This window comes from Streptomyces toyocaensis, from assembly GCF_000725125.1.
Taxonomy (GTDB): domain Bacteria; phylum Actinomycetota; class Actinomycetes; order Streptomycetales; family Streptomycetaceae; genus Streptomyces; species Streptomyces toyocaensis.
This window is the reverse complement of the sequence record NZ_JFCB01000031.1, coordinates 45,316-69,814: the sequence shown is the minus strand read 5'-3', so window position 1 is coordinate 69,814 and position 24,499 is coordinate 45,316. Positions and strand designations below refer to the sequence as shown.

General features: G+C 73.1%; 29 protein-coding genes and 1 pseudogene. 14 read left to right on the top strand and 16 right to left on the bottom strand.

What is annotated here, in order from left to right:
- Together BU52_RS26850 and BU52_RS26845 are read right to left on the bottom strand one after the other, a co-directional pair.
- Complete coding sequence (locus BU52_RS26850; RefSeq protein WP_037939040.1) at positions 1–1,611, bottom strand: alpha/beta hydrolase; 1,611 nt, start codon at positions 1,609–1,611, stop codon at positions 1–3.
- A gap of 411 nt (positions 1,612–2,022) precedes the next feature.
- Positions 2,023–2,508, bottom strand: a complete 486-nt coding sequence (locus BU52_RS26845; RefSeq protein ID WP_037939038.1) for a nucleoside deaminase — start codon at positions 2,506–2,508, stop codon at positions 2,023–2,025.
- Positions 2,509–2,591: 83 nt separating this feature from the next.
- On the opposite strand from BU52_RS26845, the gene BU52_RS26840 reads away from it, so the two are divergent.
- Both BU52_RS26840 and BU52_RS26835 read left to right on the top strand, forming a co-directional pair.
- Positions 2,592–3,368 (top strand): GNAT family N-acetyltransferase, encoded by a 777-nt coding sequence (locus BU52_RS26840; protein ID WP_037939035.1) that lies wholly within the window; start codon positions 2,592–2,594, stop codon positions 3,366–3,368.
- A 33-nt stretch (positions 3,369–3,401) separates the two neighbouring features.
- Positions 3,402–4,168, top strand: a pseudogene (locus BU52_RS26835) (epimerase).
- A gap of 18 nt (positions 4,169–4,186) precedes the next feature.
- Here the strand turns inward: BU52_RS26835 and BU52_RS26830 are convergent.
- Positions 4,187–4,450: a GlsB/YeaQ/YmgE family stress response membrane protein gene (locus BU52_RS26830; protein WP_037939034.1), complete on the bottom strand. Its 264-nt coding sequence runs from the start codon at positions 4,448–4,450 to the stop codon at positions 4,187–4,189.
- Positions 4,451–4,580: 130 nt separating this feature from the next.
- Positions 4,581–5,021 (bottom strand): SPW repeat protein, encoded by a 441-nt coding sequence (locus tag BU52_RS26825; protein ID WP_037939031.1) that lies wholly within the window; start codon positions 5,019–5,021, stop codon positions 4,581–4,583.
- 306 nt (positions 5,022–5,327) lie between these two features.
- Between BU52_RS26825 and BU52_RS26820 the strand changes: the two genes are divergently transcribed.
- From BU52_RS26820 to BU52_RS26805, 4 genes are all read left to right on the top strand, one after another.
- On the top strand, positions 5,328–6,218 hold the full coding sequence (locus tag BU52_RS26820; RefSeq protein ID WP_037939029.1) for a glycoside hydrolase family 19 protein: 891 nt from the start codon (positions 5,328–5,330) through the stop codon (positions 6,216–6,218).
- Positions 6,219–6,587: 369 nt separating this feature from the next.
- Entirely contained in the window at positions 6,588–6,917 is a 330-nt protein-coding gene (locus tag BU52_RS37025) for a PI-PLC domain-containing protein (protein WP_037939026.1), read from the top strand.
- A 107-nt stretch (positions 6,918–7,024) separates the two neighbouring features.
- A complete protein-coding gene (locus BU52_RS26810) occupies positions 7,025–7,417 on the top strand; it encodes a VOC family protein (RefSeq protein WP_037939025.1) in 393 nt (130 codons plus the stop codon).
- Between the two features lie 46 nt (positions 7,418–7,463).
- On the top strand, positions 7,464–8,552 hold the full coding sequence (locus tag BU52_RS26805; RefSeq protein WP_037939019.1) for an adenosine deaminase: 1,089 nt from the start codon (positions 7,464–7,466) through the stop codon (positions 8,550–8,552).
- On the opposite strand, the gene BU52_RS26800 is transcribed toward BU52_RS26805, so the two are convergent.
- Together BU52_RS26800 and BU52_RS26795 are read right to left on the bottom strand one after the other, a co-directional pair.
- Positions 8,516–9,031 carry a mycothiol transferase gene (locus BU52_RS26800; RefSeq protein WP_037939017.1) on the bottom strand — a complete coding sequence of 172 codons (516 nt, stop codon included), beginning with the start codon at positions 9,029–9,031 and terminating at the stop codon, positions 8,516–8,518. The two genes, BU52_RS26805 and BU52_RS26800, sit on opposite strands and share 37 nt — an antisense overlap.
- Positions 9,032–9,058: 27 nt before the next feature.
- Complete coding sequence (locus BU52_RS26795; protein WP_037939014.1) at positions 9,059–9,943, bottom strand: LysR substrate-binding domain-containing protein; 885 nt, start codon at positions 9,941–9,943, stop codon at positions 9,059–9,061.
- Positions 9,944–10,069: 126 nt separating this feature from the next.
- Between BU52_RS26795 and mgrA the strand changes: the two genes are divergently transcribed.
- Together mgrA and BU52_RS26780 are read left to right on the top strand one after the other, a co-directional pair.
- On the top strand, positions 10,070–11,062 hold the full coding sequence (gene mgrA / locus BU52_RS26790) for an L-glyceraldehyde 3-phosphate reductase (protein WP_037939009.1): 993 nt from the start codon (positions 10,070–10,072) through the stop codon (positions 11,060–11,062).
- A gap of 595 nt (positions 11,063–11,657) precedes the next feature.
- Positions 11,658–12,068: a hypothetical protein gene (locus BU52_RS26780; RefSeq protein ID WP_037939007.1), complete on the top strand. Its 411-nt coding sequence runs from the start codon at positions 11,658–11,660 to the stop codon at positions 12,066–12,068.
- A 21-nt stretch (positions 12,069–12,089) separates the two neighbouring features.
- On the opposite strand, the gene BU52_RS26775 is transcribed toward BU52_RS26780, so the two are convergent.
- From BU52_RS26775 to BU52_RS26765, 3 genes are read right to left on the bottom strand one after another with little or no spacing between them, the layout of a single operon-like run.
- On the bottom strand, positions 12,090–13,355 hold the full coding sequence (locus tag BU52_RS26775) for a streptophobe family protein (RefSeq protein WP_037939004.1): 1,266 nt from the start codon (positions 13,353–13,355) through the stop codon (positions 12,090–12,092).
- Positions 13,356–13,414: 59 nt separating this feature from the next.
- The gene (locus BU52_RS26770) at positions 13,415–13,849 is read right to left on the bottom strand and encodes a PRC-barrel domain-containing protein (protein ID WP_037939002.1); all 435 of its coding nucleotides are present in this window, start codon (positions 13,847–13,849) and stop codon (positions 13,415–13,417) included.
- Positions 13,846–14,430 carry a PRC-barrel domain-containing protein gene (locus tag BU52_RS26765; protein WP_037939000.1) on the bottom strand — a complete coding sequence of 195 codons (585 nt, stop codon included), beginning with the start codon at positions 14,428–14,430 and terminating at the stop codon, positions 13,846–13,848. Before BU52_RS26765 ends, BU52_RS26770 begins: the two co-directional genes overlap by 4 nt.
- A 145-nt stretch (positions 14,431–14,575) precedes the next feature.
- Between BU52_RS26765 and BU52_RS26760 the strand changes: the two genes are divergently transcribed.
- Complete coding sequence (locus BU52_RS26760; RefSeq protein WP_037938996.1) at positions 14,576–15,028, top strand: ATP-binding protein; 453 nt, start codon at positions 14,576–14,578, stop codon at positions 15,026–15,028.
- Between the two features lie 24 nt (positions 15,029–15,052).
- Here the strand turns inward: BU52_RS26760 and BU52_RS26755 are convergent, their stop codons facing one another.
- Positions 15,053–15,940: an RNA polymerase sigma factor SigF gene (locus BU52_RS26755; protein ID WP_037938993.1), complete on the bottom strand. Its 888-nt coding sequence runs from the start codon at positions 15,938–15,940 to the stop codon at positions 15,053–15,055.
- Between the two features lie 246 nt (positions 15,941–16,186).
- Here BU52_RS26755 and BU52_RS26750 point away from each other — a divergent pair, with 246 nt between their 5' ends.
- Positions 16,187–16,567 (top strand): helix-turn-helix domain-containing protein, encoded by a 381-nt coding sequence (locus BU52_RS26750; RefSeq protein ID WP_037938990.1) that lies wholly within the window; start codon positions 16,187–16,189, stop codon positions 16,565–16,567.
- Between the two features lie 27 nt (positions 16,568–16,594).
- Here BU52_RS26750 and BU52_RS26745 read toward each other — a convergent pair whose 3' ends face one another.
- Positions 16,595–17,197: a ClpP family protease gene (locus BU52_RS26745; RefSeq protein ID WP_037938988.1), complete on the bottom strand. Its 603-nt coding sequence runs from the start codon at positions 17,195–17,197 to the stop codon at positions 16,595–16,597.
- On the bottom strand, positions 17,197–17,853 hold the full coding sequence (locus tag BU52_RS26740; protein WP_037938985.1) for an ATP-dependent Clp protease proteolytic subunit: 657 nt from the start codon (positions 17,851–17,853) through the stop codon (positions 17,197–17,199). Before BU52_RS26740 ends, BU52_RS26745 begins: the two co-directional genes overlap by 1 nt.
- Before the next feature lie 210 nt (positions 17,854–18,063).
- On the opposite strand from BU52_RS26740, the gene BU52_RS26735 reads away from it, so the two are divergent.
- Complete coding sequence (locus BU52_RS26735) at positions 18,064–18,546, top strand: VOC family protein (protein ID WP_037938982.1); 483 nt, start codon at positions 18,064–18,066, stop codon at positions 18,544–18,546.
- Positions 18,547–18,636: 90 nt separating this feature from the next.
- On the opposite strand, the gene BU52_RS26730 is transcribed toward BU52_RS26735, so the two are convergent.
- On the bottom strand, positions 18,637–19,545 hold the full coding sequence (locus tag BU52_RS26730; protein ID WP_037938976.1) for an SGNH/GDSL hydrolase family protein: 909 nt from the start codon (positions 19,543–19,545) through the stop codon (positions 18,637–18,639).
- Between the two features lie 587 nt (positions 19,546–20,132).
- On the opposite strand from BU52_RS26730, the gene BU52_RS26720 reads away from it, so the two are divergent.
- Positions 20,133–20,843, top strand: coding sequence for a ribonuclease H family protein (locus tag BU52_RS26720; RefSeq protein WP_037938975.1), 711 nt, complete (start codon positions 20,133–20,135; stop codon positions 20,841–20,843).
- 63 nt (positions 20,844–20,906) lie between these two features.
- Positions 20,907–21,890 (top strand): aldo/keto reductase, encoded by a 984-nt coding sequence (locus tag BU52_RS26715; RefSeq protein ID WP_037938974.1) that lies wholly within the window; start codon positions 20,907–20,909, stop codon positions 21,888–21,890.
- 9 nt (positions 21,891–21,899) lie between these two features.
- Here BU52_RS26715 and BU52_RS26710 read toward each other — a convergent pair whose 3' ends face one another.
- Positions 21,900–22,238: a hypothetical protein gene (locus tag BU52_RS26710; protein ID WP_037938972.1), complete on the bottom strand. Its 339-nt coding sequence runs from the start codon at positions 22,236–22,238 to the stop codon at positions 21,900–21,902.
- 148 nt (positions 22,239–22,386) lie between these two features.
- Here BU52_RS26710 and BU52_RS26705 point away from each other — a divergent pair, with 148 nt between their 5' ends.
- Positions 22,387–22,884 carry a DUF6328 family protein gene (locus tag BU52_RS26705; RefSeq protein ID WP_037938971.1) on the top strand — a complete coding sequence of 166 codons (498 nt, stop codon included), beginning with the start codon at positions 22,387–22,389 and terminating at the stop codon, positions 22,882–22,884.
- 43 nt (positions 22,885–22,927) lie between these two features.
- Here BU52_RS26705 and BU52_RS26700 read toward each other — a convergent pair whose 3' ends face one another.
- Positions 22,928–23,353: an SsgA family sporulation/cell division regulator gene (locus BU52_RS26700; protein ID WP_037938969.1), complete on the bottom strand. Its 426-nt coding sequence runs from the start codon at positions 23,351–23,353 to the stop codon at positions 22,928–22,930.
- A 107-nt stretch (positions 23,354–23,460) separates the two neighbouring features.
- On the bottom strand, positions 23,461–24,432 hold the full coding sequence (locus tag BU52_RS26695) for an LLM class F420-dependent oxidoreductase (protein ID WP_037938968.1): 972 nt from the start codon (positions 24,430–24,432) through the stop codon (positions 23,461–23,463).
- Positions 24,433–24,499 lie beyond the last annotated feature (67 nt).

Sequence of the window (24,499 nt, the reverse complement as noted above, 5' to 3'; positions counted from 1 at the left end):
TCAGAGGCGGTCGTCGTCCTCCGGGCCGCAGGAACTTCCGCTCGGTGGCAGGGAACCATACAGCAGGAAGTCGTCGATCGTGCGGTGGACGCACTCGGACGACCCGTAGCCGGTGTGGCCCTCGCTCCGGTTGTCCAGCACCACGGCCGGGGCGCCGAGCCGCTCGGCGGTCTCCACCGTCCAGCGGTACGGCGTGGCCGGATCGCCCCGGGTGCCGACCAGCAGCATCTTCGGGGTGTCGAGGTCCCTGACCTCCTCCCGGATGTAGTCGGTGCCCTTCGGCCGGCCGTAGCAGAGCACCACCTGGGCGAGCCGGTACGGGCCGAAGACCGGCGAGGCCTCCTCGTAGGCGGCCCGCAGCCGGGTCAGGTCCCGGCTCAGCCGCTCGGCGTCCGGACGGTCGGGATCGTCCGCGCAGTTCACCGCCATGAGCGCCGCCGGCAGGTTGTCCAGCGGGATGTCCTCCGGGTCGACGAGGGGGTCGTCGGCCCGCTGCGGCGGGGGCAGGGCCGCCCCGCCGGTCGCCAGGGCCTCGACCCCGCCGGTGTCCCCGTCCTCCATCAGCTGGGCGAGCGCCCGCTGCAGGACCGGCCACATCTCCTTGGTGTACAGGCCCTGTCCGATGGCACCGGCCAGGTCCTGACCCGTGAACTCGTAACCGAAGTCGGTCGGTACCGGATTCTCGTCGAGCGAGGCGACCAGCTTCACGACCTGCTCGCGGGCGTCGCGCGCGTCCTGCCCGAAGGGGCAGGCCAGCTCCTCGGTGCACCACGTGAGGAAGTTCTCCAGCGCGGTCTGCTGGCCGCGCGCGGTGGCGAGCCCCTGCTCGGCCGGCGGCTCGGTCAGCGTGTCGACGCCGTCCAGGGCCAGGCGTCCCACCTTCTCCGGGAACCGGGCCGCGTACACCGCCCCGAGCCGGGTGCCGTAGGAGAAACCCAGGTAGTTGAGCTTCTTGTCGCCGAGTGCCGCGCGCATCACGTCCAGGTCGCGTGCGACGTCCACGGTGCCGATGTGCTCGAGCACGGGGCCGGAGTGCTCGGCGCACGCGGCGGCGACCTCGCGCAACTGCCGCAGCGTCTCGCGCGGATCGGCCATCTGCTCGCCGTCGGTCGCCTCCAGCGCCCGGCGGGTGGCATCGGTGCCGCAGCTCACCGGTGAGGAGCGGCCCACGCCACGGGGATCGAAGGAGACCACGTCGTAGTCGTCGGTCAGCCCGAGGAACTCCTTGCGGCCGTGAGCGAGTCCCAGCACCCCCGATGCGCCCGGGCCGCCGAAGTTCAGCACCACCGAGCCGCGCGGTTCGTCGGAGGCCCGGTAACGGGCGAGGGCCAGCTCCAGGGTGCCCGCCCGTGGCTCGGCGTAGTCGAGGGGCACGGTGACCGTCCCGCACTGCATGTCCTTCGGCAGCTCCGTGCCCTCGCAGGCCGACCACGCGATCCTCTGGTCGTAGAACCGGTCGAGGTCCGGGCCCCGGCGGCCGGTGGCCGTCAGCCCCGTGGCGACGAGGGCCAGCCCGACCGCTCCGGCGGCCGCGCAACGCCCGACCGAGGGGCGCACCGCGCAGCGCCGGAACAAGGGTCGCCCGGACAGCTTGGACAGCTTGGCCAGCATCGATGCCTCCAGGGACGCCCCGACCGGCGCCCTCGCCCACCATAAGCGGGCCCCGGGGCACCCGCCCGTCGGCCGGACGGCGCCACCGGGGGTGCCCGGCGCGCGCGTTCGTGCGGCGCGAGTTCGACGGCCTCTGCCGGCGGTTCGAGAGACGGGACCCCGATGGGGTGAACCGGCGCCCGAGCCGTCCACGCCGCCGCGCACCCTCCCCGGCCCGGCGGCGCACACGCGCCCGCGGGACACCGTGGCCCTCGCCGGCACCGGCGCCGCCCGGACGCTCCCGGTGCTCGCCACCTGCGCCGCCCTCTTCCTCGGCGGAGTCACCCTGTACCGCCGCGCCCGCCCGCGCACGGCTGACCGCCCCGGGAGGCGACCGGCCCCACGGGGCCCTCCCGGGCGGCATCCCGTCGGTCAGCCGCGTCCGCGGTGGAAGCGCCGGTGCAACTCCCTCACCTGCCCGGCCAGCTGGGGCACGGGACCGGCCACGGCCACCTCCGGGGCGATCTCGTGCACGGCCAGCGTCCGCACCGGCGGGGCGGGCACCCCCAGCTCCGCCAGCCAGGACGCCAGCTGCGCGGAGGAGGTCACGTACACGATGCGTCCGAGGCCCACCCAGGCGTGGGCGGCGGCGCACATCGGGCAGTGCTCACCGGAGGTGTAGACCGTGGCCGCGGCCCGTTCGGCGGGGGACATGTGCGCCGCCGACCAGCGCGCCAGCTCGAATTCGGGGTGCCGGGTACGGTCCCCGGACGCCACGCGGTTGTGGTCCTCGGCGAGGACCGTGCCGTCGCCGGCCACCAGGACCGAACCGAACGGCTCGTCACCGGACTCCAGGGCCTCGGCCGCCAGCTCCACGCAGCGCCGCAGGTACGGCAGTTCCTCGTCCTTCACGACCATGGTCCGGCCTCCTCGCGACGTCTTGATCGACGCCAACCCTAATCCCGTTGCTCCCCGCACCGGTGCATGCTGGACTCGCCCGCATGGATCACACCGCCGTGCTCGCCCTGTTCGACCGTGACATGCGCGAGGGAGCGCGGCCCGACGGCCCGGGCGCCCGGGTGGAACGGGTCGGGGGCGTGGTGCGCCAGACCGCCGCCGCGCACGGCTGGAACGGCGTCGTGTGGTCCGCGCTCGAGGAGGCCGACGCGGACGCGGCGGTCGCGGAGCAGATCGCACACTTCACCGGACTCGGCCGCGAGTTCGAATGGAAGCTGTACGGCCACGACCTTCCGGCCGACCTCGGGCGGCGGCTCGTGGCGGCCGGGTTCACGCCGGGGCCCGACGAAACGCTGATGATCGCCGAGGTGGCCCGCCTCGCCCTGGACACCGAGCCGCCCGAGGGCGTCCGCGTCGTGTCCGTCACCGACCGGGCCGGCGTCGACCTGGTGGCCCGGGTGCACGAGAAGGCGTTCGGAACCGACGCCTCCCGGCTCCACAGGGACCTGCTCGACCGGCTGGCCGCCGACCCGGGCACCGCCGTCGCCGTTCTGGCCCTGGCCGGCGACGAGCCGGTGAGCGCGGCCCGCCTGGAGCTGGTTCCGGGTGCCCGGTTCGCCGGACTGTGGGGCGGCGGCACCGTCCGGGACTGGCGCGGGCGCGGCGTCTACCGGGCCCTGGTGGCCCACCGGGCACGGGTCGCCGCGGACCGCGGCTGTCGCCATCTCCAGGTCGACGCCTCCGATCTGAGCCGCCCGATCCTCGAACGCCTCGGCTTCGCCGCCCTCACCACGACCACTCCGCACGTGTACGTGCCGTAGGACGCCCCCACTCCCGCCCGCCCCTCGCACGCCGTGCTCGGCTCCGGTCCCGCCGGAACCGCCCTCGCCCGGGAACTCGCTCGCCGGGGCCACCCGGTCCGTCTCGTCGACCGCAAGGGCGAGGGGCGCACGCCCGGCGGGGTGCGGCGGTACACCGCCGACGGCACCACCGCCGACGTCGCCACCGCCGACGGCGCGCGGGCGGCCACCGCAGGTGCGGCCGTGGTGTACCACCGCGTCGACGTCACCCATCACCCGCGGTCGACGTGATGCCCTGAGTACAGAAGGCCGTGCCCGCCGCCGTCGAGGAGTCCGGAGCCCGGCTCGTCGTCCTGGACACCGTCCACCCGTACGGCGACCGGGGAGCGGTGATGATCGATAGGTGTCCCGCCGCGCACCGTGCGGGCCACGCCAGGGTGGTGCTCGGCCGGCTTCGTCGGCCCCCGGGTCGACTCCGGCCTGGGCGGGGCCGTGTTCCCGGGCGCGCTGACCGGGGGCGAGGTGCCGGGGCCGGGCGATGCCGGCCTGTCGCACAGCCACACCGCGATCGAGGACGTCGTCGGAGCCACCCCCGGTGAGCGGCCGGAGGGTGACGGACGGGTCCGGCACCCGCGCACCTCGCCCGCCGTCAGCACCCGCGAGAACGCGGCCGAGTACGTCGAGATGTGCCAGCAGCACACCGGGCCGCAGAGCATGGACTCCTCTGCCTTCCAGCGGGCCTCGGCGTCCGGCCGGTCCCGTTGGAGCAGACCGGCGACGCCCCCGTCAGCCGGTACGAACAGTGGTTGTCCCGGCGCTGAAGGAGCCGCCCAACGCGGTCAGCGACCCGCCTTCGAGCGGTCCAGCGCGACCACGCCCACCGCGGCGAGACCGATCTGGATCAGCCACTCCACCCAGTCGACGCCCTTGGTGTCCGCCACTCCGAGGGCCGCGGCGATCGCCGAACCGATGAGGGCGGCCGCGATGCCGACGACGATCGTCCACAGAACGCCGATGTGCTGGCGACCCGGGACCACGAGCCGTCCCAGGACGCCGATGACGATGCCGATGACGATCGCACTGATGATGCCGTCGATCTCCATATCGCCCCAGCTCCTCGTGTCCTCCGCTGCCGTGCGTCTGCCCCCGTGCCGCGAGGACAGTCGCCCGGGACGGGAAAGCGCCGGTCCGCGACTGGCGCGAACCGGCACTCGGGTGCCCTGGACGGAACAGCTAGGACTTGGCCGTGCTCCTTGCCGCCGTGGCGGCGCAGACCACGCCCAGGACCACGGCGAGGGCGCCGATCACGACGTTGTTCCAGATCACCCCGGCGTCGGGGCCGTCCCCGACGATCCACGGAGAGATGATCATCCACGCGCCCAGGGCGCACATGGCCCAGCTGAGGCCGTACATGCGAGCCGGGGCCGCGGTGAACCCCAGGGCGAGCAGACCGATCGCGATGCCCACGATCAGGTTGTGGGTCACAAGGGCGGGCTGGCTCGTCGTGTAGTGGAGTATCCACGGGGACACCGCACAGTAGAGGCCGAGCAGGAACACCGGCCCGTCCACAAGGGCCACATCACGACCGCCGAGCATGCGGTCGTACCGTGCCCGCATCTCCGGTGCGTCGGGGTGGCTCGTGATGTCACCACGGGTGTGCGAGACGTTGGCCATGAGTCGTCTCCTTTGACTAGCAGGCCTGACCGCTTCTGGCGCGGTATGCGGTAAGCGCCGCGTACATCCCATTCTGCTCTTATTTCCCCTTTATGTGTAGAGCCCGGCGTGGATTCCGGTCACCCTCCCGCCGACCTGACTGGTCTAAACCCTTGACTGGTACAGACCAACGCGGTTGAGTGTGCGCACACCCCCCACCACGGCCCCTCCACTGCCGTGACCGGCCCCGCCGGCGCGTGCGGGCGAGGCTCCGCTCAGGCATGTCCTCGCCCTGGAGCGGCCGTGTCCCGCAGAGGAGTTGATCCCTTGTCGAGACGCCGCATCGCCACCGTGACGGCCGCCCTGGTCCTCGCCGGCAGTGCCCCGGTGCTGCTCCCCGCCGCGACCGCCTCCGCCGCCGCCTGCTCCGGCTATCCGAACTGGGTGGCCGGGACGTCGTACAACGCCGGTGACATCGTGCGTTACACCGACGGCAGGGCGTACGTCGCCGAGCACGCCAACCCGGGTTACGACCCGGTCATCAGTACCTGGTACTGGGAACCCCACGCCTGTGACGACGGCCCCGGTACGCCCGTCGGGGACTTCGTCGTGAGCGAGGCCCAGTTCCGCCAGATGTTCCCGAACCGGAACCCCTTCTACACCTACAGCGGTCTCACCGCCGCCCTGAGCGCCTACCCGGGCTTCGCCGCCACGGGCGGCGACACGGTGAGGAAGCAGGAGGCCGCCGCCTTCCTGGCCAACGTCAGCCACGAGACCGGCGGTCTGGTGCACGTGGTGGAGCAGAACACCGCCAACTACCCCCACTACTGCGACTGGGGTCAGCCGTACGGCTGTCCGGCCGGGCAGGCCGCGTACTACGGCCGCGGACCGATCCAGCTCAGCTGGAACTTCAACTACAAGGCGGCGGGCGACGCGTTGGGCATCGACCTGCTCAACAACCCCTGGCTGGTGCAGAACGACGCGGCCGTGGCGTGGAAGACGGCCCTGTGGTACTGGAACACGCAGACCGGTCCGGGCACCATGACCCCGCACAACGCCATGGTGAACCAGGCCGGTTTCGGCCAGACGATCCGCAGCATCAACGGCTCCCTCGAGTGCGACGGCAGGAACCCGGCGCAGGTGCAGAGCAGAGTGACCACGTATCAGCGGTTCGTCCAGATCCTCGGGACGTCACCCGGCGGCAACCTGTACTGCTGACGCGGGACCGTGCACTGTGGTGACAAGCCCCTGACGATGTGCTCGGCCGGACGCGCGCCCCGCGCGGCCGGCCGTACCGCGTCCAGGGCGCGACGACCGGCCTCCGTGCCGCCGGCACCTCGGGGGCGGTCGAGCAGCACAGACCGCGCGGCGACGAGGACCACCAGCAGTGGAACCTGCGTGCCGACGGCACCCTCGAGAACACCGGCGGCCCCGGCACCTGCCTCGGCCGCAGCGGTGATCAGGCCAGGGCCGTCGCCTGCGCGGGCCCCGAGGCGCGCTGGGAGTTCGCCCCCGTGGGTGCCGACCGGTTCACCCTCTCACCGTCCCCGGCACCGGCCGCCGCCTCACCGTCGCTCCGACGGCGTGATGTACCAGCGCGAGTGGACCGTCGAGAACCACTGGTCCATGGGGCCGGGCGTCGGCGCCTCCGACTGGTCCTGCTGCAGCCGATGGGAGGACGCGGGCACCCCCGTCCCACTCACCCGGACCGAGCCCGGCTTCCGCCCGCTGTTCGTCATGAACCACTTCCGGGACGCGGCGGTCTCCTCCACGGCCGGCACGGACAACTCCAGGCTCGCCGACCGCGCCCGCCGGTTCTGGCTGCCGGCCGCCCGCAAGAAACCCAACCACCTCGCCGTGGACCGCTGCGAACTCGGCAGCCCCGTCGCCGCCCTCAACACCTTCACGTATCCGTAGCCGCCCCGCCGGGTCCCTCTCCGGGAAACCGCCCCGGAGGGGGAGTGGCGTTCCCGGCGGTTTTACGTATAACCTCTCCCGTCAATCCCCCCGTGCGAGAGGTCACGATGAGACGCATTTCGCTGGTCACCCTCGTCGTCGACGACTACGACGAGGCGATCCGCTTCTACACCGGGGCCCTCGGCTTCCGGCTCGCCGAGGACACGCCCCGGCCGGACGGCGGCCGCTGGGTCGTCGTCGAACCGGACTCCGGGCGCACCGGCACGGGGTTGCTGCTCGCCCTCGCCAAGGGGGAGGCGCAGCGGGCCAGGGTCGGTGACCAGACCGGCGGATGCGTGGGCTTCTTCCTGCACACCGACGACTTCGCGGGCGACCACGCGCGCATGACCGCCGCCGGCGTGACCTTCCTGGAGGAACCGCGGCACGAGCCGTACGGCTCGGTCGCCGTCTTCCAGGACCTCTACGGCAACCGCTGGGACCTGCTCCAGCCCCTCGGCTGACCCCCTCCCGCCGCTTCGAACCGCCTGATCGATGGAAGGCCCCGCCATGAATACTACGCGCGTAGACAACGCCCTGATCCGCAGCCTGCCCAAAGCCGTCCTGCACGACCACCTCGACGGCGGTCTGCGCCCCGCCACCGTGGTGGAACTCGCGGCGGCGGCCGGTCACACCCTGCCCACCACCGACCCCGACGAACTCGCCGCCTGGTACGTCGAGGCCGCGAACTCCGGGGACCTGGTCCGCTACATAGCCACCTTCGAGCACACCCTCGCCGTGATGCAGACCCGCGAGGGCCTGCTGCGGACGGCCGAGGAGTACGTGCTCGACCTCGCCGCCGACGGCGTCGTCTACGGCGAGGTGCGCTACGCCCCCGAGCTGAACACCCGGGGCGGCCTGACGATGAGCGAGGTCGTCGAGACCGTCCAGGAGGGGCTCGCCGCCGGCATGGCCAAGGCGGCCGCCGCCGGGACGCCCGTCCGCGTCGGCACGCTGCTGTGCGGCATGCGGATGTTCGACCGGGTACGCGAGGCCGCCGACCTGGCCGTCGCCTTCCGGGACGCCGGGGTCGTCGGCTTCGACATCGCCGGCGCCGAGGACGGCTTCCCGCCCGCCGACCACCTCGCCGCCTTCGAGCAGCTGCGCCGCGAGAACGTGCCGTTCACCATCCACGCCGGTGAGGCCCACGGACTGCCCAGCATCCACCAGGCCCTCCAGGTGTGCGGCGCCCAGCGCATCGGGCACGGGGTGCGCCTGACCGAGGACATCGTGGGCGGCAAGCTCGGCCGCCTCGCCGGCTGGGTGCGCGACCGCCGGATCGCCCTGGAGATGTGCCCCACGTCCAACCTCCAGACCGGCGCCGCGACCTCGATCGCCGGGCACCCGATCACCGCGATGAAGGACCTCGGCTTCCGCGTCACCCTCAACACCGACAACCGCCTGGTCTCGGGCACCACCATGACCCGGGAGATGTCCCTGCTGGTCGAGCAGGCCGGCTGGACCGTCGACGACCTGCGCACGGTCACGGTGAACGCCGTGAAGAGCGCGTTCCTGCCCTTCGACGAGCGCAACGCCCTCCTGCGGGACGTGGTCCTGCCCGGCTACGACGCGGCGCTGCGCACCAGCCCCCGTGCGTAGGCGGCCTGCCCGGCGTGCTGCAGATCGTCGGACAGGACGCTGACCAGCCGTACGCCGAGGGTCACCGGAGGGTCCCAGCGCTCGTCGACGATCCGCTCCAGATCCTTGGCGGCCAGCGTGCGCAGGGCCCCGAGTGTCTGCTCGTGCACCGCGTCGTAATAGCCGGTCAGCAGGTCGCCGGAGTCGACCCGCACCTTGGCGACCTTCGCCGGGGTGTGGCCGTACCCGGTGTCGTGGCGCGGCAGGCCGAACCCGAGGCGTTTCTCCCAGCCCCCGGAGAGCCAGACCTGGTCGAGGCCGAAGGCGTCCGCGACGTGGTCGTCCTGGATCCGGGTCAGGTGCCAGACCAGCCAGGCGACGGAGTTCGCGTCGGGGCGCGGACGGGCGTTCAGCCCGTCGGCGCCGAGGCCCTCGACGGCGGCGTGGACTTCTTCGCGGATGCGGCCGAAGCCGTCGATGAGGATGTCCTTGGCATGCATGGGTCCACCCTCGCGCATCCGTGCGCCTCACGCGCCCCCGTCGGGCAACAGGGCCATCAGCGCCCGCGCCGCCGGACTGGCCGCCCGCGGTGACGGCACCAGGGCGACCGTCTCGTACGCCGCCTCCCCCGTACCCTTCAGCAGGAGCGCGGTGAGCGCCTCGCGCTTGTGCCGGAAGTGCCGCGGCACGACGGCAACGCCCAGGTTCTCGTCGACCAGGTCGAGCAGGCTGTGGACGTCGTTCACCTCAAGCGCCACCGTGCGCCGCACACCCGCGGCGGTGAAGGCGGCGTCGGTGGCGCGACGCGGGCCCCAGTCGGGGTGGAAGTCGACGAAGACCTCGTCCGCCAGGTCGTGCGGCGTGAGCGGCGCCCCGGCCCGAGCGAGCCGGTGGTCCGGGTGGCAGAGCGCGGTCATCGGCTCGCCGGTCAGCGGCACGGAGCGCAGGTGCTCCGGGTCCGCCCCGGTCCGGTAGGCGAAGGCCAGGTCCAGCCGGCCCGCCGCGACCTCCTCTGCCAGCGCGGCCGAGCCCCACTGCCGCAGCCGGATCTCCACGTCCGGGTGGAGCCGACGGAACGTGGCGAGCAGCCGCGCCACGTTCACCCCGGCGATGCACTGCTCGGTGCCCAGCGCGAGGGTGCCGCGCAGCACGCCCTGCACCGCGGCCACCGCCTCGTGCGCCGCCCGCACCTGCGCCAGGATCCGCTCCGCCTCCGCGAGCAGCGCCCGTCCGGCCTCGGTCAGGGTCACCCGGCGGGTCGTCCGGACGAACAGCGGCGTCTGCAGCTCGCGCTCCAGCGCGCGGATGGACGCGGACAGGCCCGACTGGGAGACCATCAGCCGTTCCGCCGCGCGGGTGAAGTGCTGGTCCTCGGCGACGGCGACGAAGTGCTGGAGGTGACGCAGTTCCATGATTCAGAAGCGTATCCGCTGATTTCCATCGGATTCTTCTGTTGGACCACTGTGCGCAGGTCACGGCAGAGTGGAGCGGCGGTTCGACGGAACCGCCCAGACGTGTGCCAACCCCCTGGAGTCGCGTTGTACACCGCACACCCCGACCGTTATGCGGACATGCCCTACCGGCGCACCGGACGCAGCGGCCTGCAGCTCCCCGCGCTCTCGCTCGGCCTGTGGCACAACTTCGGACCCGACCGTCCGGCCGAGACCCAGCGCGCCATCCTGCGCCGCGCCTTCGACCTGGGCATCACGCACTTCGACCTCGCCAACAATTACGGGCCGCCGCCCGGCGCTGCGGAGTCGGCCTTCGGCGAGGCGCTGACGACGGACTTCGCGCGCTACCGCGACGAGCTGGTGATCTCCACCAAGGCCGGCTACCTGATGTGGCCGGGCCCGTACGGGGAATGGGGCTCGCGCAAGTACCTGCTGTCCTCGCTGGACCAGAGCCTGAGCCGGACGGGCCTGGACTACGTGGACATCTTCTACTCGCACCGCTTCGACCCCCGGACCCCGCTGGAGGAGACGATGGGTGCCCTGCACACCGCCGTGCAGCAGGGCAAGGCGCTGTACGTCGGGGTCTCCAACTACTCGGCGGAGCAGACCCGCGAGGCCGCCCGCATCCTGGGCGAGCTGGGCACCCCGCTGCTGATCAACCAGCCGCGCTACTCGATGCTCGACCGCCGCCCGGAGGACGAGGGCCTGATGGACACCCTGGACGAGCTCCGGATCGGCTCCATCGCCTACTCCCCGCTGGAGCAGGGCCTGCTCACCGGCCGCTACCTCGACGGCATCCCCGAGGACTCCCGGGCGGCGAGCGACAGCCCTTTCCTCCACACCGACGCCCTCACCGGGGAGCTGGTGGGCCGGCTGCGCGCGCTCAACGAGATCGCCGCCTCGCGCGGCCAGAGCCTCGCTCAGATGGCGCTGTCCTGGGTGCTGCGCGGCGGCCGCCTGACCTCCGCCCTGGTCGGCGCCAGCAGCCCGCGGCAACTGGAGGACAGCGTGGCCGCCACGCGCAACCTGGACTTCACCGAGGACGAGCTCGAGCGCATCGACGCGGCCGCGAAGGGCTAGCGGCGCCGGCGGACCGGGGTCACGACCCCCGGGGCACCCGGTCCGGGAAGCCGTAGCCGGCGCGGATCCGGCTCCCGGCATCCAGCGTGACCACGTCCGATCCGGCCACGGGAGCCGAGCCGTCCTCCTTGTTCACCGGCTCCCGCGAGAAGCGTCCGCGCCGAGCCGATCACCGCCGTGACCGCCTCGTGGCCGGTGGCGTCGGACAGCGGTCGGTGTACCGCCCGTCCGCGGACAGAGCCCGGCGGCCTCCTGGTGCGCGGGCGTGGCCACCGTCGGCGTTCCAGGCCCCGAGGCGGCGGGCGGCGACGCGGCGTCGTGGTCATGGGCGCGGCTGGTCACGATGCCCCCCGTGCGGTCGTGTCTTCAGGTGGACGCCGGGTCCGCGGCCCTCCGCGCCGTTTCGGCCACCAGCCGCCGTGAATATGCCAGGAGACTGGCCGGAAACACATGGTGACAGTGTTTCAGCGGTGAACATACTCGACAGCGAGAGCGCTTCACACCGCGCGACGGCGCCCTCACGCACAGCACGCGAGCCCACGGGGCGGGCAGCCGGCCCGCACCGGCAGGCACGCAACGCAGCGGGGGAGGGAACGTGCACGACGAATTCCTGTGCCACGTCACGGCGTACGGGGTCTGCGACGGCCGGCGCATCGGCGTACCCCTGGGCACCTACCGGGCGCCCACACTCGCCCTCGCCCTGTGGTGGCTGCGCGACCGCGCCTCCTGGATCGCCGAGCGGCTCGACCCGCGGCCCGACGCCGAGCACTTACCAGCGGGCGCGCTCGTCCCCGTCCCCGACGGCGTGCCCGACGTACCCACCGTGCTGCGCGCCTGGTGCGGCGACGTCGGCCGGCAGGAGGAGGTGGCCGAGGCGCTCGCCGCCGGACGGATGGTGCGCGTCGCCACCGGCGACGACACCACCGAGTACGAACTGCTGGCCGAGTCGGTGGACGCCCTGCGCATGCAGCGCGCCGCCCGCGTGCTCGGCGTCCCGGTCGCCTGACCGGGCCCGGCCCCGGCCGGGTCAGCGGCCCGCCGCGCCCCGCCGGCGCACCGCGCGCGCCGCCGACGCCCCCGCGAAACCGGTGACCAGCCCCCACAGCAGGGCCAGCCCCAGGGCGCTCCCCAGCCTGGGCTCCAGCAGCACCTCCCCGGAGAGCCCCTCGCCCAGATCACCGATGCCGAGCACGGACAGCCCGACCCGCGCGGAGACGCGGGCCATGAGACAGATCATCAGCACCGTCAGCGCCAGTGCCACCGCCATGCGCACGGCGTGCCGCCACACCCGGACCTCCGGCGGGGACAGCGCGGCGACGAACGCGACGGCCAGGAGCAGCACCGCGTCGCCCACCAGCAGCCACCACCACGCGCCGCCGTCGCGCTCGACGAGTGCGCCCAGATTCAGTTCGGAGACGCCCGGCGTGCGCAGCACCTCGTCGAGCACATGCGGCATGGGCAGCCCGAACGGTCCCTCCACCCTGCCGTCCCACGTGGCACCGAGCCCCACCGTCAGCGCCAGCCAGGCCACGTTGGGCAGCCCGAGCAGAATCACGGCGAACGTCTCGACCGGGTGGCCCCGGGTGGCGGCGGCGACCAGCGCGACGACGAGAGCCACGGCCACCGCGGCGAGCAGCAGCCGCACCATCGCCCGCGCCGCCGGACGCGCCGACGCCCGGGGACGCAGCAGCCCGGCCGGCAGCGGCGCGACGGGAGACACCGTCAGCGCGACCACCAGCACCCCGGCCAGCCACAGCAGGCCGATCAGCAGGGTCAGCGGGACATCGGCGGAGAAGCCGACCACCGGCCTGAACCCGAACAGCTCACCCAGGTCGCCCAGCGGACCGTCCCCGAGGGAGATCTCGAAGCTGTATCGGGCGGCGAGCGCCAGTCCGAGGAGCGCGAGCAGCCAGAGCGCGGCGGTCCTCGCGGCCCACCCGGCCAGCTCGGGCGCTCCGGCGACCGCCCGGTGACGCAGCGGACGCAGAAAGCACCAGCCGACGACGAGCGCCCCGGTGAGCGTGACGGACAGCGGGATGACCGCCAGGCCGCCCTCCGTGCCGGCCAGCCCGCCGGCGTCCCCGGAGAGGTCCACCGTGCCACCGACGGCCGTCACCACGGTCGCCGCGACCACCCGCGGGAAGGCACCGCCCGGAAGGTCCGCCGCCCCCGCCGCCCACAGTCCGAGGGTCGCCACCACTCCCATGGCGGCCAGACCGCAGAGGACCGCGACGAGGGCCTGCGCCCAGCCGTGACGGGCGGCCGCGGGACCGGGGGAGGTGGGTGCGCTCACCTCTGCACGCTAAGCAGCCCGGGTCGGCGGCGCCTGCCGGGAGGTCCGTACGCGTCGTCCTACGCCTGGTGGTGCGCGCGTCCGGTGCGGATCACCAGGGCGTGGTCGCCGAGACCCAGCAGACGCCCGGGCGGCAGCTCGCCGCGCGTCGTCAGTACCGCCTCGATGCGGGCGGTGACCGGATCGAACGCCGCGTCGAGCACCGTGCCGCGCTCCTCGCCGCACTCCGTGAGCACCCTGCTGCCGATCAGCTCGTGATGGGCCGCTACCTCCTCCGGGCCGCCGGCCGGGCGCACGATCAGCATGTCGGGACCGGCCGCGCGCAGGGCGCTCCACGGCACCACGGCCCCCCTGCGCAGTCGTCCGCGCGCCATCCGGACGGATGTGACCCGCCAGGGCGCCGAGTCGACGGTGAGCCCCCGCACCTCGCCCAGACGGTTCGCGTCACCCGGCGTCATGACGGGCAGCCCCCGGACCCGTGAGAACAGCATCATGACGCCACCTCCCTCCCGCGGGCGTGTCGCTCGCCGACGCGGGCCACGAAGGCCGGCAGGTCGTCGGTGACGTACGTCCGCGCGTGGGAGGGGATCACCAGGGCCCGGCCGGTGACCCTCAGGGCCTCGCCCCGGGGCACGTACACCCGGTGCCGGCGGTGCCGGGAGCCGTGCACCAGCTCACGGTTCGCGGCGAGGCGGAAGGCGGCGAGCCGGCCACTGGTGCCGCTCTCCACCAGTACGTCCAGCACCGTGCCCACCGCCTCGCCGTCGTCGGTGAGCACCTGCGCCCCGAGCAGCCGCCCGCGTACGGCGTCACGGTGCGCCCTCGACGGGGGCAGGTCGCACAGCGCGCCCGCGTCGCGGACCATGACGGCGTGGGGGCCCAGACAGTGCACCGCGGGCCAGGGCAGGTCTCTCGGCAGGGGCCCCGACAGCAGGGTCCGGCCGGTGAGCGTGAAGCTCGCTATACGCCCGGCCGAGGTGTCGAAAACCGTGTCCCTGACATGGGCGAGGGCGTCGCCGCCCAGCGTCACCACGGGCAGCGTCGTCAGGCTCCGCACCCCCGTCAGTCCGTTCATGGCACGTCCTCCCAGCCGGCCCCCGGGCTGCGGGTTCCCCACGCGCCGGGGCGGACACGGATCGGAGTGGACTGTGCGGGCGGACTCGGGGTACCAGGACTGGTGGAGATCGTCCGGCCGACCCGGCCTCGCAGAGAGAACACGCATGACCTACCACCTGGACGGGGCAGTGATACCGACTGGCTTCGACGTGCCCGTGGAACCGCTGCGGCGGGCGGCGCACTTCACCGGCGAGCCGGGATGCATCGCCGACGCGCGGGCCTTCGCCGCGGAGTTCCTGCGGCAGCTGAGGACCGAGTGGTGCGCGGCCGTCGACGCGCGGACGGACGGCGCGGTGCTCCTGGTGGTGAGTGAACTGGTCACGAACGCGGACCGGCACAGCGACGGTCCGTACATCCTGGAGCTGGAGGGCACGGAGACCTCGGTCACCGTGGCCGTCTACGACAGCAGCGCCACCCTGCCCCGTGTGTTCCCCCGGGACCCCGGGCGCGTGGGCCGGCACGGTCTGGAGATCGTCCGGGCGCTGGCCCGTGACGTCGGTGTGGAACGGGTGCCGGTCGGCAAGTGCGTGCGTGCCGTGATCGCCCTCGACGGCTGACCGGCACCGGCGTCCCCCACCCGGTCAGGCGCAGCCGAGCTCGCCCAGCATGCCCTCGCGCAGACGGGCGATGATCCGCTTGATCAGACGGGACACGTGCATCTGCGAGCAGCCGAGACGCTCACCGATCTCCGCCTGGGTGGCCTCCTCGACGAAGCGCAGGTGGATGATCTCCCGGTCGCGCTCGCTGAGCTCCGCCATGAGCGGGGCGAGCGCGTGGAAGTCCTCGACGAGCCGCAGCCCTTCCTCCTCGACCCCGATGAAGTCGGCGAGGACCGATTCGCCGTTCTCCGGGCCGTCACCGGTGAGCGCGGCGTCCAGCGACGAGGAGTTGTAGCCGTTCGCGGCGATCTGTCCCTCGACGACCTGCCGCTCGGTGATGTTCATCAGCGTGGCCAGCTCGGCGACCGTGGGGTCGCGGTCCAGCCGGCTGGCGAGTTCCTCGCGGGCCTTGGCCAGCTCGACACGCAGCTCCTGGAGCCGGCGCGGCACGTGCACGGCCCACGTGGTGTCACGGAAGAAGCGCTTGATCTCACCGACGATGTACGGCAGCGCGAAGGAGGTGAACTCGACCTCACGTGCCAGTTCGAACCGGTCGATCGCCTTGATCAGGCCGATCATGCCGGTCTGCACGATGTCGTCCATGTCGTCGCCCCGGCCACGGAACCGGCCGGCCGCGAACCGTACGAGGGACATGTTCATCTCGATGAGGGTGTTGCGCGCGTACTGGTACTCGTGCGTGCCCTCCTCGAGCTCCGCCATGCGACGGAAGAACTGGCGGGACAGCTCCCTGGCGTCGCGCGGTGCGACGGTGCGCCCGTCCACCGCGTCCCGCCGGTGCCCGTTTCCGGTCCCGGCCTCGGTCTGCCCGTCGACTACCTGTGCCTGCGACCGGATCACGGCGGTCCTCATTGCCTCTCCCCACGAACGTCACGGCTGCTGCCATGTGCCTGAGCCTCGCGAGTACCCAGCTCACAGAGACCCATGCCCACCAGTTTTCGAGCAACTCGAAAACTGGTGCGCACGGGCCGGCTCGCCTGCGTCCCAGAGTACGCCCACGTACCCCGCCGGGCAGCCCGAGGCGGGGCCCGGGCCGCCTTCACTCAGGGCGGAACGCCGCTCCCTTCCCCTCCGGCCCCGAATTCCTAGGCTGGGGAAATGACCAATCCACTGGTGAACGACGCCCGCGTCATCCCCCTGCGACCGGCCCCGGCCGCGCCGGCCCCCGCCCCCAGAGAGCCCCTGTGGCGCGACCTCGTCGGCGACGTGCTGCGCAGGGAACGGCTCGCCCAGGAGCGGACGCTGAAGGACGTCGCCGACGAGGCCCGCATCTCCATGCCCTACCTGTCGGAAGTCGAGCGGGGCCGCAAGGAGGCCTCATCGGAGGTCCTCGCGGCCGCCGCACAGGCGCTCGGCCTCGGCCTCGGCGACCTGCTCTCCCGGGCCCACGGAGAGCTCGTCCGCGTCACCGCCCGGCGGGCCTCCGCACCCCGGGGCGTGTCCGGCTCCGCGCACAACGGACTGTGCCTGGCCGCCTGACCCGGGCCCGTCGCACCGCCCGGCGCCTCACACCGCGGTCAGGCGCCGGGTCAGCACCTCGTCGGCCAGGCCGTACGCCACGGCCTCCCGCGCGGTGAACACCTTGTCGCGGTCCATGTCCGCCCGCAGCGCCGCCACGTCGTGGTGCGTGTGCCGGGCCAGCACCTCCTCGACCTGGGCGCGGATCCGCACCATCTCCTTGGCCCGCAGCGACAGGTCGGACGCCGTGCCGCGCGCCCCGCCCGCGGCCGGCTGCCCGAGCAGCACGCGCGCGTGCTCCAGGACGAACCGCCGCCCCGGGTCCCCGCCGGCCAGCAGCACGGCCGCCGTCGAGGCCGCCTGCCCGACGCAGAAGGTCGACACCGGCGCCCGGATGAACGTCATCGTGTCGTAGATCGCCATGAGCGAGGTGAACGAGCCGCCGGGGGAGTTGATGTAGACCGCGATCTCGCTCTCCGGGGCCGCCGACTCCAGGTGCAGGAGCTGGGCGATGACGACGTTGGCGACACCGTCGTCGATCTCGGTCCCGAGGAAGATGATCCGCTCGGACAGCAGCCGGCTGAACACGTCGTAGGACCGCTCGCCCCGCGGCGTGCGCTCGACGACGTTCGGAATCGTGTACGTCCCCATCACTGCAGCCCCATCCTGCGCCGTGTCGCGGCCGGGCGGATGTCGTCCAGCGACTCCACCACCCGGTCGACCATCCCGTACTCCCGGGCCTGCTCGGCCGTGAACCAGCGGTCCCGGTCGCCGTCCCGGGAGATGGTCTCCGGGGTCTGTCCGGTGTGCTCGGCGGTGATCCGCTCGATGGTCCGCTTGGTGAACTCCAGGTTCTGCGCCTGGATCTCGATGTCGGCGGTGGTGCCCCCGATGCCGCCCGACGGCTGGTGCATCATGATGCGCGCGTTGGGCAGCGCGTAGCGCTTGCCCGGCGTGCCGACGCAGAGCAGGAACTGCCCCATGCTGGCCGCGAAGCCCATCGCCAGGGTGGAGACGTCGTTGGGGATCAGCCGCATCGTGTCGTAGATGGCCAGACCCGCGTGCACCGAGCCGCCGGGGCTGTTGACGTACAGGCTGATGTCGGTGCGCGGGTCCTCCGCGGAAAGGATGAGCAACTGCGCGCAGACCCGGTTCGCGGAGACCTCGTCGACCTGCGTGCCCAGCAGCACGATCCGCTGCGCCAGCAACTGGGCAGCGAGCTGGTCGTCGAACGCGGTGGGCGGGGTGTCGCCGTCCTCGGCCCGGGGCAGCGTGGCCGGCCACGGGCCGGCGGTGAGTGGGGACATCGGCGCTCCTGGTGGTCGCTCGTCGGCACGCGGCCGGGTGACCGCGTGTCACCCACTGTCGACCGGCCGGCGTGGTGAGCGGGGAGAACTCTGCCCGCGGCAGATTCGCCACGGGCAGAGCGCCCGCCCGCGACGGCGCACGCGGCGATGAGTTCCGCGGCGCCGGGGAGTCGACACCCGTGACAGCGTTCCCCCACCCGGGAGGTACTCATGACCACCGACGGATTCACCACGTGTCTCTGGTTCGACGGCCAGGCCGAGGAGGCGGCGAACTTCTACGTGTCGGTCTTCGAGAACGCCGGCCTCGGCGACGTCGTCCGGAACACCGGTGCCGCGCCCGGCGCCGAGGGCTCCGTGCTCACCGTCGAGTTCACGGCCAACGGCCAGAAGTTCGTCGCGCTGAACGGCGGACCCGAGTTCACGTTCAACGAGGCGATCTCCTTCCAGCTCGACTGCGCCGGCCAGGCGGAGATCGACCACTACTGGGAGAAGCTCGTCGAGGGCGGCGGCGAGCACGGCCCGTGCGGCTGGCTCAAGGACCGGTTCGGCGTCTCGTGGCAGGTCAACGCGGTGCGGCTGACCGAGATGATCAGCGACCCGGACCGGCGGAAGGCCGACCGCGCCATGAAGGCCATGATGTCGATGGGCAAGATCGACCTCGCCGCCCTGGAGGAGGCGTACGCGGGCGAGTGAGGCCGGCGACCGCGCGGGACCGACGACGCGCGCTCCCGCGCCGGGGCCCGTCCCGATGAGCCGGCCGCCGTCGGTTCTCGCACCCCGTGGTCAGTCCGTGCGCGCGTGCTCCCGGGAGATCACCCGGGTGATCTCCCTCGCGAACCGCAGGATCCCCGGCGACCGGACCGGGCACGGCTTCGGAGTGGACGTCGTGGGGGCCAGGCAGAAGTGCAGGTAGTCGTCGTCGCGGTGCAGGGCCGTCCGGTCGCCGCCGGGCTGCGTGCAGTAGTCCGGGTGGGCACGCTCGTAGGCGTCGCACGGCAGGTACTGCGCCCAGGTGTACCGCGCGCCCGCCGGGCTCACCGTCCGCCCCGCGTCGGCCACGAGGTCGCCGGAGCCGGCGGCCCGCCGCTCGTAGAGCGCGTTCACCCGGCGCACCCGGTCGGGGCTGATCGGGTCGGGGCCCTGCAGCACCCAGACGATCCGCGGCCCTGCGCCCCCGCCCGCCGAGCGGATCTGCTCGGTCAGGCGTCGCGCGTCGGCCGCGTACCGCTCGAGGTACCGCTCCTTCGAGGCGTCGTGGGTGAGCCCGTCCATGCACGGTGTGTAGTCCCAGGCATTGCCCCAGAACTGCAGCACCACGTAGTCGGGGCGCAGTTTCCGCACCAGCGCCGCCGCCTTGTCCGACGCCGGCACGAGGGACCGCCCGGCGGAGCCCTCCAGGTAGTCGCAGAGCGTGGTGCCCGAGTGGGGCGCGCTCGTGTAGCGGGCGTGCAGCCGTCCGCGCAGTTCCGTCCCGAGCACCTCCTGGTTCTCCATCGCCAGGGAGTCCCCGAGGTACAGCACCGTGGGCGGGTCCACGGCCGGGGCGGTCGCGGCGGGCCGCTGGTGGGTGGTGGACGACGGCCGGGCCGACGCGGGGGCCGGCGGCCCGGCCTCGGGCCCGGACGACGGGTCGGTGCACGCCCCGAGCAGCGTGGCGGCGAGCACCACGGACACGATCCACGTCCTGCGCATACGGCGGTTCCCCCGGCCGGCGAAACGGCTCCCCAGGCAAGCACAGCCGGGACCGCCGGGGAAGACGTGCCGCGTGCCGGCGGCCAGGCCGACGCCGCCGCCGCGACCGCCGCCCAGATCCGACGACGCCGCCGCGACCGCCGCCCGGATCCGACGACGCCGGCGAACCGCTGACGAAGCAGATGCGGGTCGGCGACTTCGGCCTCCTGCGCCTCGCCTGCGACCCCGGCGGGGTCCTCCTGCCGCTCCGAGCGGTTCCAGGACGGGCCGGACGTCCGGATCCACGACCCGGGGAAGCGCAGCGTGCTCGGCCGGACGCGGACGACGGACGGCTTCCCGCCCGGGGTGCCGCCGTACATCGACGTCCGCTTCACCGTCGCGGAACCGCGACGAGGCGGTGGCCCGGGCGGCCCGGCGCGGCGGTGTGCTGCGCTTCGGCCCGGTGGACACGCCGTCGGGGCGGTTCGCCGCGATCGGCGACCCCGAGAGCGCGAACGTTCCGTGATGACGTCACGGCGACCACGGGCGGGACGCCGAAGACGAGCGACGCCGACTGAGCGGGGCGGGGCTCCCCGCCCGCGCATGACATGATCGGGCGCATGCGTGAACGTGTTGTGGCCGCGTGCGACGGGGCTTCGAAGGGAAATCCCGGGCCCGCCGGCTGGGCCTGGGTGGTCGCCGACGCGTCCGGGAGGCCGGTCCGCTGGGAGGCGGGCGCGCTCGGCACGGCCACCAACAACATCGCCGAACTCACCGCCCTGGAGCGGCTGCTGGCGGCGACCGACCCCGCCGTGCCGCTCGAGGTGCGGATGGACTCGCAGTACGCCATGAAGGCCGTCACCACCTGGCTGCCCGGCTGGAAGCGCAACGGCTGGCGCACGGCGGCCGGCAAACCGGTCGCCAACCAGGAACTCGTCGTCCGCATCGACGGCCTCCTGCAGAACCGCTCGGTGGAGTTCCGCTACGTCCCGGCCCACCAGGTCGACGGCGACCGGCTCAACGACTTCGCCGACCGCGCGGCCAGCCAGGCGGCCACCGCCCAGCAGGACGCCGGCAGCGCGCTGGGCTCGCCCGAGCCGCCGGCCGCCCCGGACCGCCCGGCGGGCGGCGCCGCGAAGCGGGGCTCCGGCGGGGCCAGGGCGCCCCGGCAGCGCGGCGGCGGCACGTCGTCCCGCACCATCAAGGCGAAGTTCCCGGGCCGCTGCCCGTGCGGACGGTCCTACGCGGCCGGCGAGCCCATCGCCAAGAACGACCAGGGCTGGGGCCACCCCGAGTGCCGGACCGCCCAGAGCGTCTGAACGGGCACCGCGACGGCGGAGCCGCCCGCCGGCCGGGCGGCTCCGGATGACAGACTGACCTGCATGGACGAGCGCACATTCGACAGGTCGGGACAGCACGCCTCCGTGGTCGGTCTCGGCACATGGCAACTCGGGGCGGACTGGGGCGACGTCGACGACAAGGAAGCCCTCGCGGTGCTCGAGACGGCCGCCGAGTCGGGGGTCACCTTCTTCGACACCGCCGACGTCTACGGCGACGGACGCAGCGAGCAGACCATCGCCTCGTTCCTCAGCGGGCGGCCCGACCTGCACGTGCTGGTCGCCACCAAGATGGGCCGCCGGGTCGACCAGATCCCCGGGAACTACGTCCTGGACAACTTCCGCGCCTGGAACGACCGCTCGCGGCGCAACCTCGGCGTCGACCGCGTCGACCTGGTGCAGCTGCACTGCCCGCCGACCCCCGTCTACTCCACCGACGAGGTCTTCGACGCCCTCGACACCCTGGTGGAGGAGGAGCGCATCGCCGCCTACGGCGTCAGCGTCGAGACCTGCGCGGAGGCGCTGACCGCCATCGCCCGGCCGAACGTGGCGAGTGTGCAGATCATCCTCAACCCGTTCCGCATGAAGCCGCTGCGCGAGGTGCTCCCGGCCGCCCGCGAGGCGGGCGTCGGCATCATCGCCCGCGTCCCGCTCGCCTCCGGACTGCTGACGGGCAAGTACACCCGGGACACCGTCTTCGCCGAGAACGACCACCGTACCTACAACCGGCAGGGCGAGGCCTTCGACCAGGGCGAGACCTTCTCCGGCGTCGACTACGCGACCGGCGTCGAGGCCGCCGCCGAGTTCGCCGCGCTCGCCCCCGAGGGATACACCCCGGCCCAGCTGGCCCTGCGCTGGATCATCCAGCAGCCCGGCGTCACCACCGTCATCCCCGGCGCCCGCTCGCCGGAGCAGGCGCGTGCCAACGCGGCCGCCGCCCGGCTGCCGGAGCTGTCCGACGCGACGCTCACGGCGATCCGGGACCTGTACGACCGGCGGATCAAGGACCAGGTCGAATCCCGCTGGTAGCGGTGCGGATCACGGCTGGAGGAGCAGTTGCCTCTCCTGCTCCTGGTCGCCGGAGACGGCGCCCTCGTCGCGCGCCGCGAAGGACCGCGTGAGGGTGTCGCTCGCCCGCCGTACCGCCTCCGGGGTGCCCTGCACGGTGACGGTCACCGGCGACGACAGCGACCCGGCGTCCGCCTCCCCGGCGTCCCCGGTCCCCTCCCCGGTGAACGTCGCCACGCGGACCGTCGCGTGCTCCTCGGAGGGACGCTGGTCCGGCGCCCCGAAGGCGCCCTCCAGGGCCCGGACGACCGCTCGGGCGTCCTCGACGTTCCCGCCGCTGAGCGTCACGGTGAGCTGGGTGTCCGACATGCGTCCCCGACCTCCTGGCCTCGGTGTCATCGCCGTCGTCCGTGTAACCGTGCCCCACGCCCCCAAACCGGACCCGGCCTGGGAGGACGGCGGCTTTCGGGGAAGGCGGGGAGGTGAATTCACCGATACGCACGTACAAGGAGGCACCGTGTCGGACACGGAGCGGGGCGAGGTCAGGCGCCGGGGTCGCAACGAGACCGAGGACGAGAGAGCGGACCGGATGTGGACGGAGCTCATCCAGGAGGTCCGGGTCGCCCAGATGGGTGTGCAGATCCTCTTCGGTTTCCTGCTGACCGTCGTGTTCACACCGAAGTACGCGGACCTGTCCGACACCGACCGGACGATCTACATCACCACCGTCGTCCTCGGCGCCTGCGCCACCGGCGCGCTCATAGGCCCGGTCTCCCTGCACCGGCTCGTCTCCGGACGCCGCATCAAACCGCAGGCCGTGCGGTGGGCCTCCCGGCTCACCCTGCTCGGCCTGCTGCTCCTGCTCGCCACCACCAGTGCCTCGCTGCTGCTCATCCTGCGCGTGGCCACCCATGACGACTTCGTTCCCTACCTGGTGGCCGGCGTGGTGGGCTGGTACCTGCTGTGCTGGTTCGGCCTGCCGATGTGGACCCGGTACCGCCACACGACGCGGTGACGGCGAGGGCGCGCGAGGCCCCCGGCCCCGCGCGCCCCGCGGCTCAGCTCCCCGCGAGAACGTCCGCGAGGAAGTCGTCCACGTGGACCTCCTCGGTCCCCGGCGCGACCACCCGGCGGGTCTCGTGCAGGAACTCGCCGACCGCCTCGGCCCACGCGAACACCACCGCGTGGTGCCGGCCGCCGTCGGCGTGCGCCTCACCGAGGAACTCCATCCGCAGCTCCCTGCCCACCCCTCGCGACTCCGGGCGCAGCCGCACGTCCCCGATCCCCACGGGGCGCGTGAGACCGTCGGTGACCATCTCGCGGTCCAGCTGCCAGCGGGCGAGCACCCGGCCGTCGTGGCTGAAGACGACGGTGACGGCGAACGGGTCGGACGGGTCGTAGCTCAGGTGGGCGAGCACGGGGAAGCGGTCCGTGACGCCCGCCTGGAGCTCCACCACCAGGGTCTTGTGCACGAACGAGTTCACGAGAAGGCCTCCGGGAAGTCACCGACGTAAAGCCCTCTAGTACCCCGCATCCGCGTAAGATGCTCGGCCCGACGGGTGAAACATCGTGCCCCGGGCCGCTGCCGATGTCAGCCGAACGCGTCCCGCAGCGCCGGCAGCAGCGTCTTCTCCGACCAGTCCAGGTACTGCGGCTGCGACTCGCCGCCGATCTGCACGAGGGCGATCTCGGTGAAGCCCGCCTCGGCGTAGGGGCGGACGGCCTCGACGAAGTCCGCCGGGTCGCTGCCGCACGGGACGGACCCGGCGACGTCCTCCGGGCGGACGAACTGTGTCGCCATGGCGAAGGAGGCCGGGTGCGGCAGCTCGGAGTTCACCTTCCAGCCGTTGCCGAACCAGCGGAACTGGTCGTGGGCGCGTGCCACGGCCGCGTCCCGGTCGGGGTCGTAGCACACCGGCAGCTGCCCCACCCGCGGCTTGCCCTGCCCGCCGTGCCGGTCGAAGGCGTCGAGCAGCTCCGCCTCCGGCTCGGTGGCGATCACCAGGTCGGCGAGCCTGCCCGCCAGGGCGCACGACCGCTTCCCGGACACCGCGATGCCGATCGGCGGCGGCTCGTCCGGCACGTCCCACAGCCGGGCCGACTCGACGTCGAAGTGGGTGCCCCGGTGGTTCACGTGCCCGCCCCCGAACAGGGCGCGGATGATCTCCACCGCCTCCTCGAGCATCTCGTGCCGCACGTCCACGGACGGCCAGCCGCCGCCCACCACGTGCTCGTTGAGGTTCTCGCCCGAACCGAGCCCCAGCCGGAACCGGCCCTCGGACAGCAGCTGCACCGTCGCCGCCTTCTGCGCCACCACCGCCGGGTGGTAGCGGAACGTCGGGCAGGTCACGTACGTCATCAGCGGAATGCGCGAGGTGGCCTGCGCGGCGGCGCCCAGCACGCTCCAGGCGTACGGCGAGTGACCCTGCGACGCCAGCCACGGGAAGTAGTGGTCCGAGGTGACCGAGAAGTCGAAGCCCGCCTCCTCCGCCCGCACCACGTGCGCGACCAGCTCACGGGGCCCGGCCTGCTCGGTCATCATCGTGTATCCGATTCGCACCATGCCGCCCGGGTCCCCGGGCACGGCAGGGGAAAACGACGGATCACCCGCATGCCACCCGGGCAGGATG

Bases quoted from the DNA above. Each gene is read 5' to 3' on its own strand.
- BU52_RS26850 (WP_037939040.1), bottom strand. From the start codon at position 1,611: ATGCTGGCCAAGCTGTCCAAGCTGTCCGGGCGACCCTTGTTCCGGCGC.
- BU52_RS26845 (WP_037939038.1), bottom strand. From the start codon at position 2,508: ATGGTCGTGAAGGACGAGGAACTGCCGTACCTGCGGCGCTGCGTGGAG.
- BU52_RS26840 (WP_037939035.1), top strand. From the start codon at position 2,592: ATGGATCACACCGCCGTGCTCGCCCTGTTCGACCGTGACATGCGCGAG.
- BU52_RS26830 (WP_037939034.1), bottom strand. From the start codon at position 4,450: ATGGAGATCGACGGCATCATCAGTGCGATCGTCATCGGCATCGTCATC.
- BU52_RS26825 (WP_037939031.1), bottom strand. From the start codon at position 5,021: ATGGCCAACGTCTCGCACACCCGTGGTGACATCACGAGCCACCCCGAC.
- BU52_RS37025 (WP_037939026.1), top strand. From the start codon at position 6,588: ATGTACCAGCGCGAGTGGACCGTCGAGAACCACTGGTCCATGGGGCCG.
- BU52_RS26810 (WP_037939025.1), top strand. From the start codon at position 7,025: ATGAGACGCATTTCGCTGGTCACCCTCGTCGTCGACGACTACGACGAG.
- BU52_RS26805 (WP_037939019.1), top strand. From the start codon at position 7,464: ATGAATACTACGCGCGTAGACAACGCCCTGATCCGCAGCCTGCCCAAA.
- BU52_RS26800 (WP_037939017.1), bottom strand. From the start codon at position 9,031: ATGCATGCCAAGGACATCCTCATCGACGGCTTCGGCCGCATCCGCGAA.
- BU52_RS26795 (WP_037939014.1), bottom strand. From the start codon at position 9,943: ATGGAACTGCGTCACCTCCAGCACTTCGTCGCCGTCGCCGAGGACCAG.
- BU52_RS26770 (WP_037939002.1), bottom strand. From the start codon at position 13,849: ATGATGCTGTTCTCACGGGTCCGGGGGCTGCCCGTCATGACGCCGGGT.
- BU52_RS26765 (WP_037939000.1), bottom strand. From the start codon at position 14,430: ATGAACGGACTGACGGGGGTGCGGAGCCTGACGACGCTGCCCGTGGTG.
- BU52_RS26760 (WP_037938996.1), top strand. From the start codon at position 14,576: ATGACCTACCACCTGGACGGGGCAGTGATACCGACTGGCTTCGACGTG.
- BU52_RS26755 (WP_037938993.1), bottom strand. From the start codon at position 15,940: ATGAGGACCGCCGTGATCCGGTCGCAGGCACAGGTAGTCGACGGGCAG.
- BU52_RS26750 (WP_037938990.1), top strand. From the start codon at position 16,187: ATGACCAATCCACTGGTGAACGACGCCCGCGTCATCCCCCTGCGACCG.
- BU52_RS26745 (WP_037938988.1), bottom strand. From the start codon at position 17,197: ATGGGGACGTACACGATTCCGAACGTCGTCGAGCGCACGCCGCGGGGC.
- BU52_RS26740 (WP_037938985.1), bottom strand. From the start codon at position 17,853: ATGTCCCCACTCACCGCCGGCCCGTGGCCGGCCACGCTGCCCCGGGCC.
- BU52_RS26735 (WP_037938982.1), top strand. From the start codon at position 18,064: ATGACCACCGACGGATTCACCACGTGTCTCTGGTTCGACGGCCAGGCC.
- BU52_RS26730 (WP_037938976.1), bottom strand. From the start codon at position 19,545: ATGCGCAGGACGTGGATCGTGTCCGTGGTGCTCGCCGCCACGCTGCTC.
- BU52_RS26720 (WP_037938975.1), top strand. From the start codon at position 20,133: ATGATCGGGCGCATGCGTGAACGTGTTGTGGCCGCGTGCGACGGGGCT.
- BU52_RS26715 (WP_037938974.1), top strand. From the start codon at position 20,907: ATGGACGAGCGCACATTCGACAGGTCGGGACAGCACGCCTCCGTGGTC.
- BU52_RS26710 (WP_037938972.1), bottom strand. From the start codon at position 22,238: ATGTCGGACACCCAGCTCACCGTGACGCTCAGCGGCGGGAACGTCGAG.
- BU52_RS26695 (WP_037938968.1), bottom strand. From the start codon at position 24,432: ATGGTGCGAATCGGATACACGATGATGACCGAGCAGGCCGGGCCCCGT.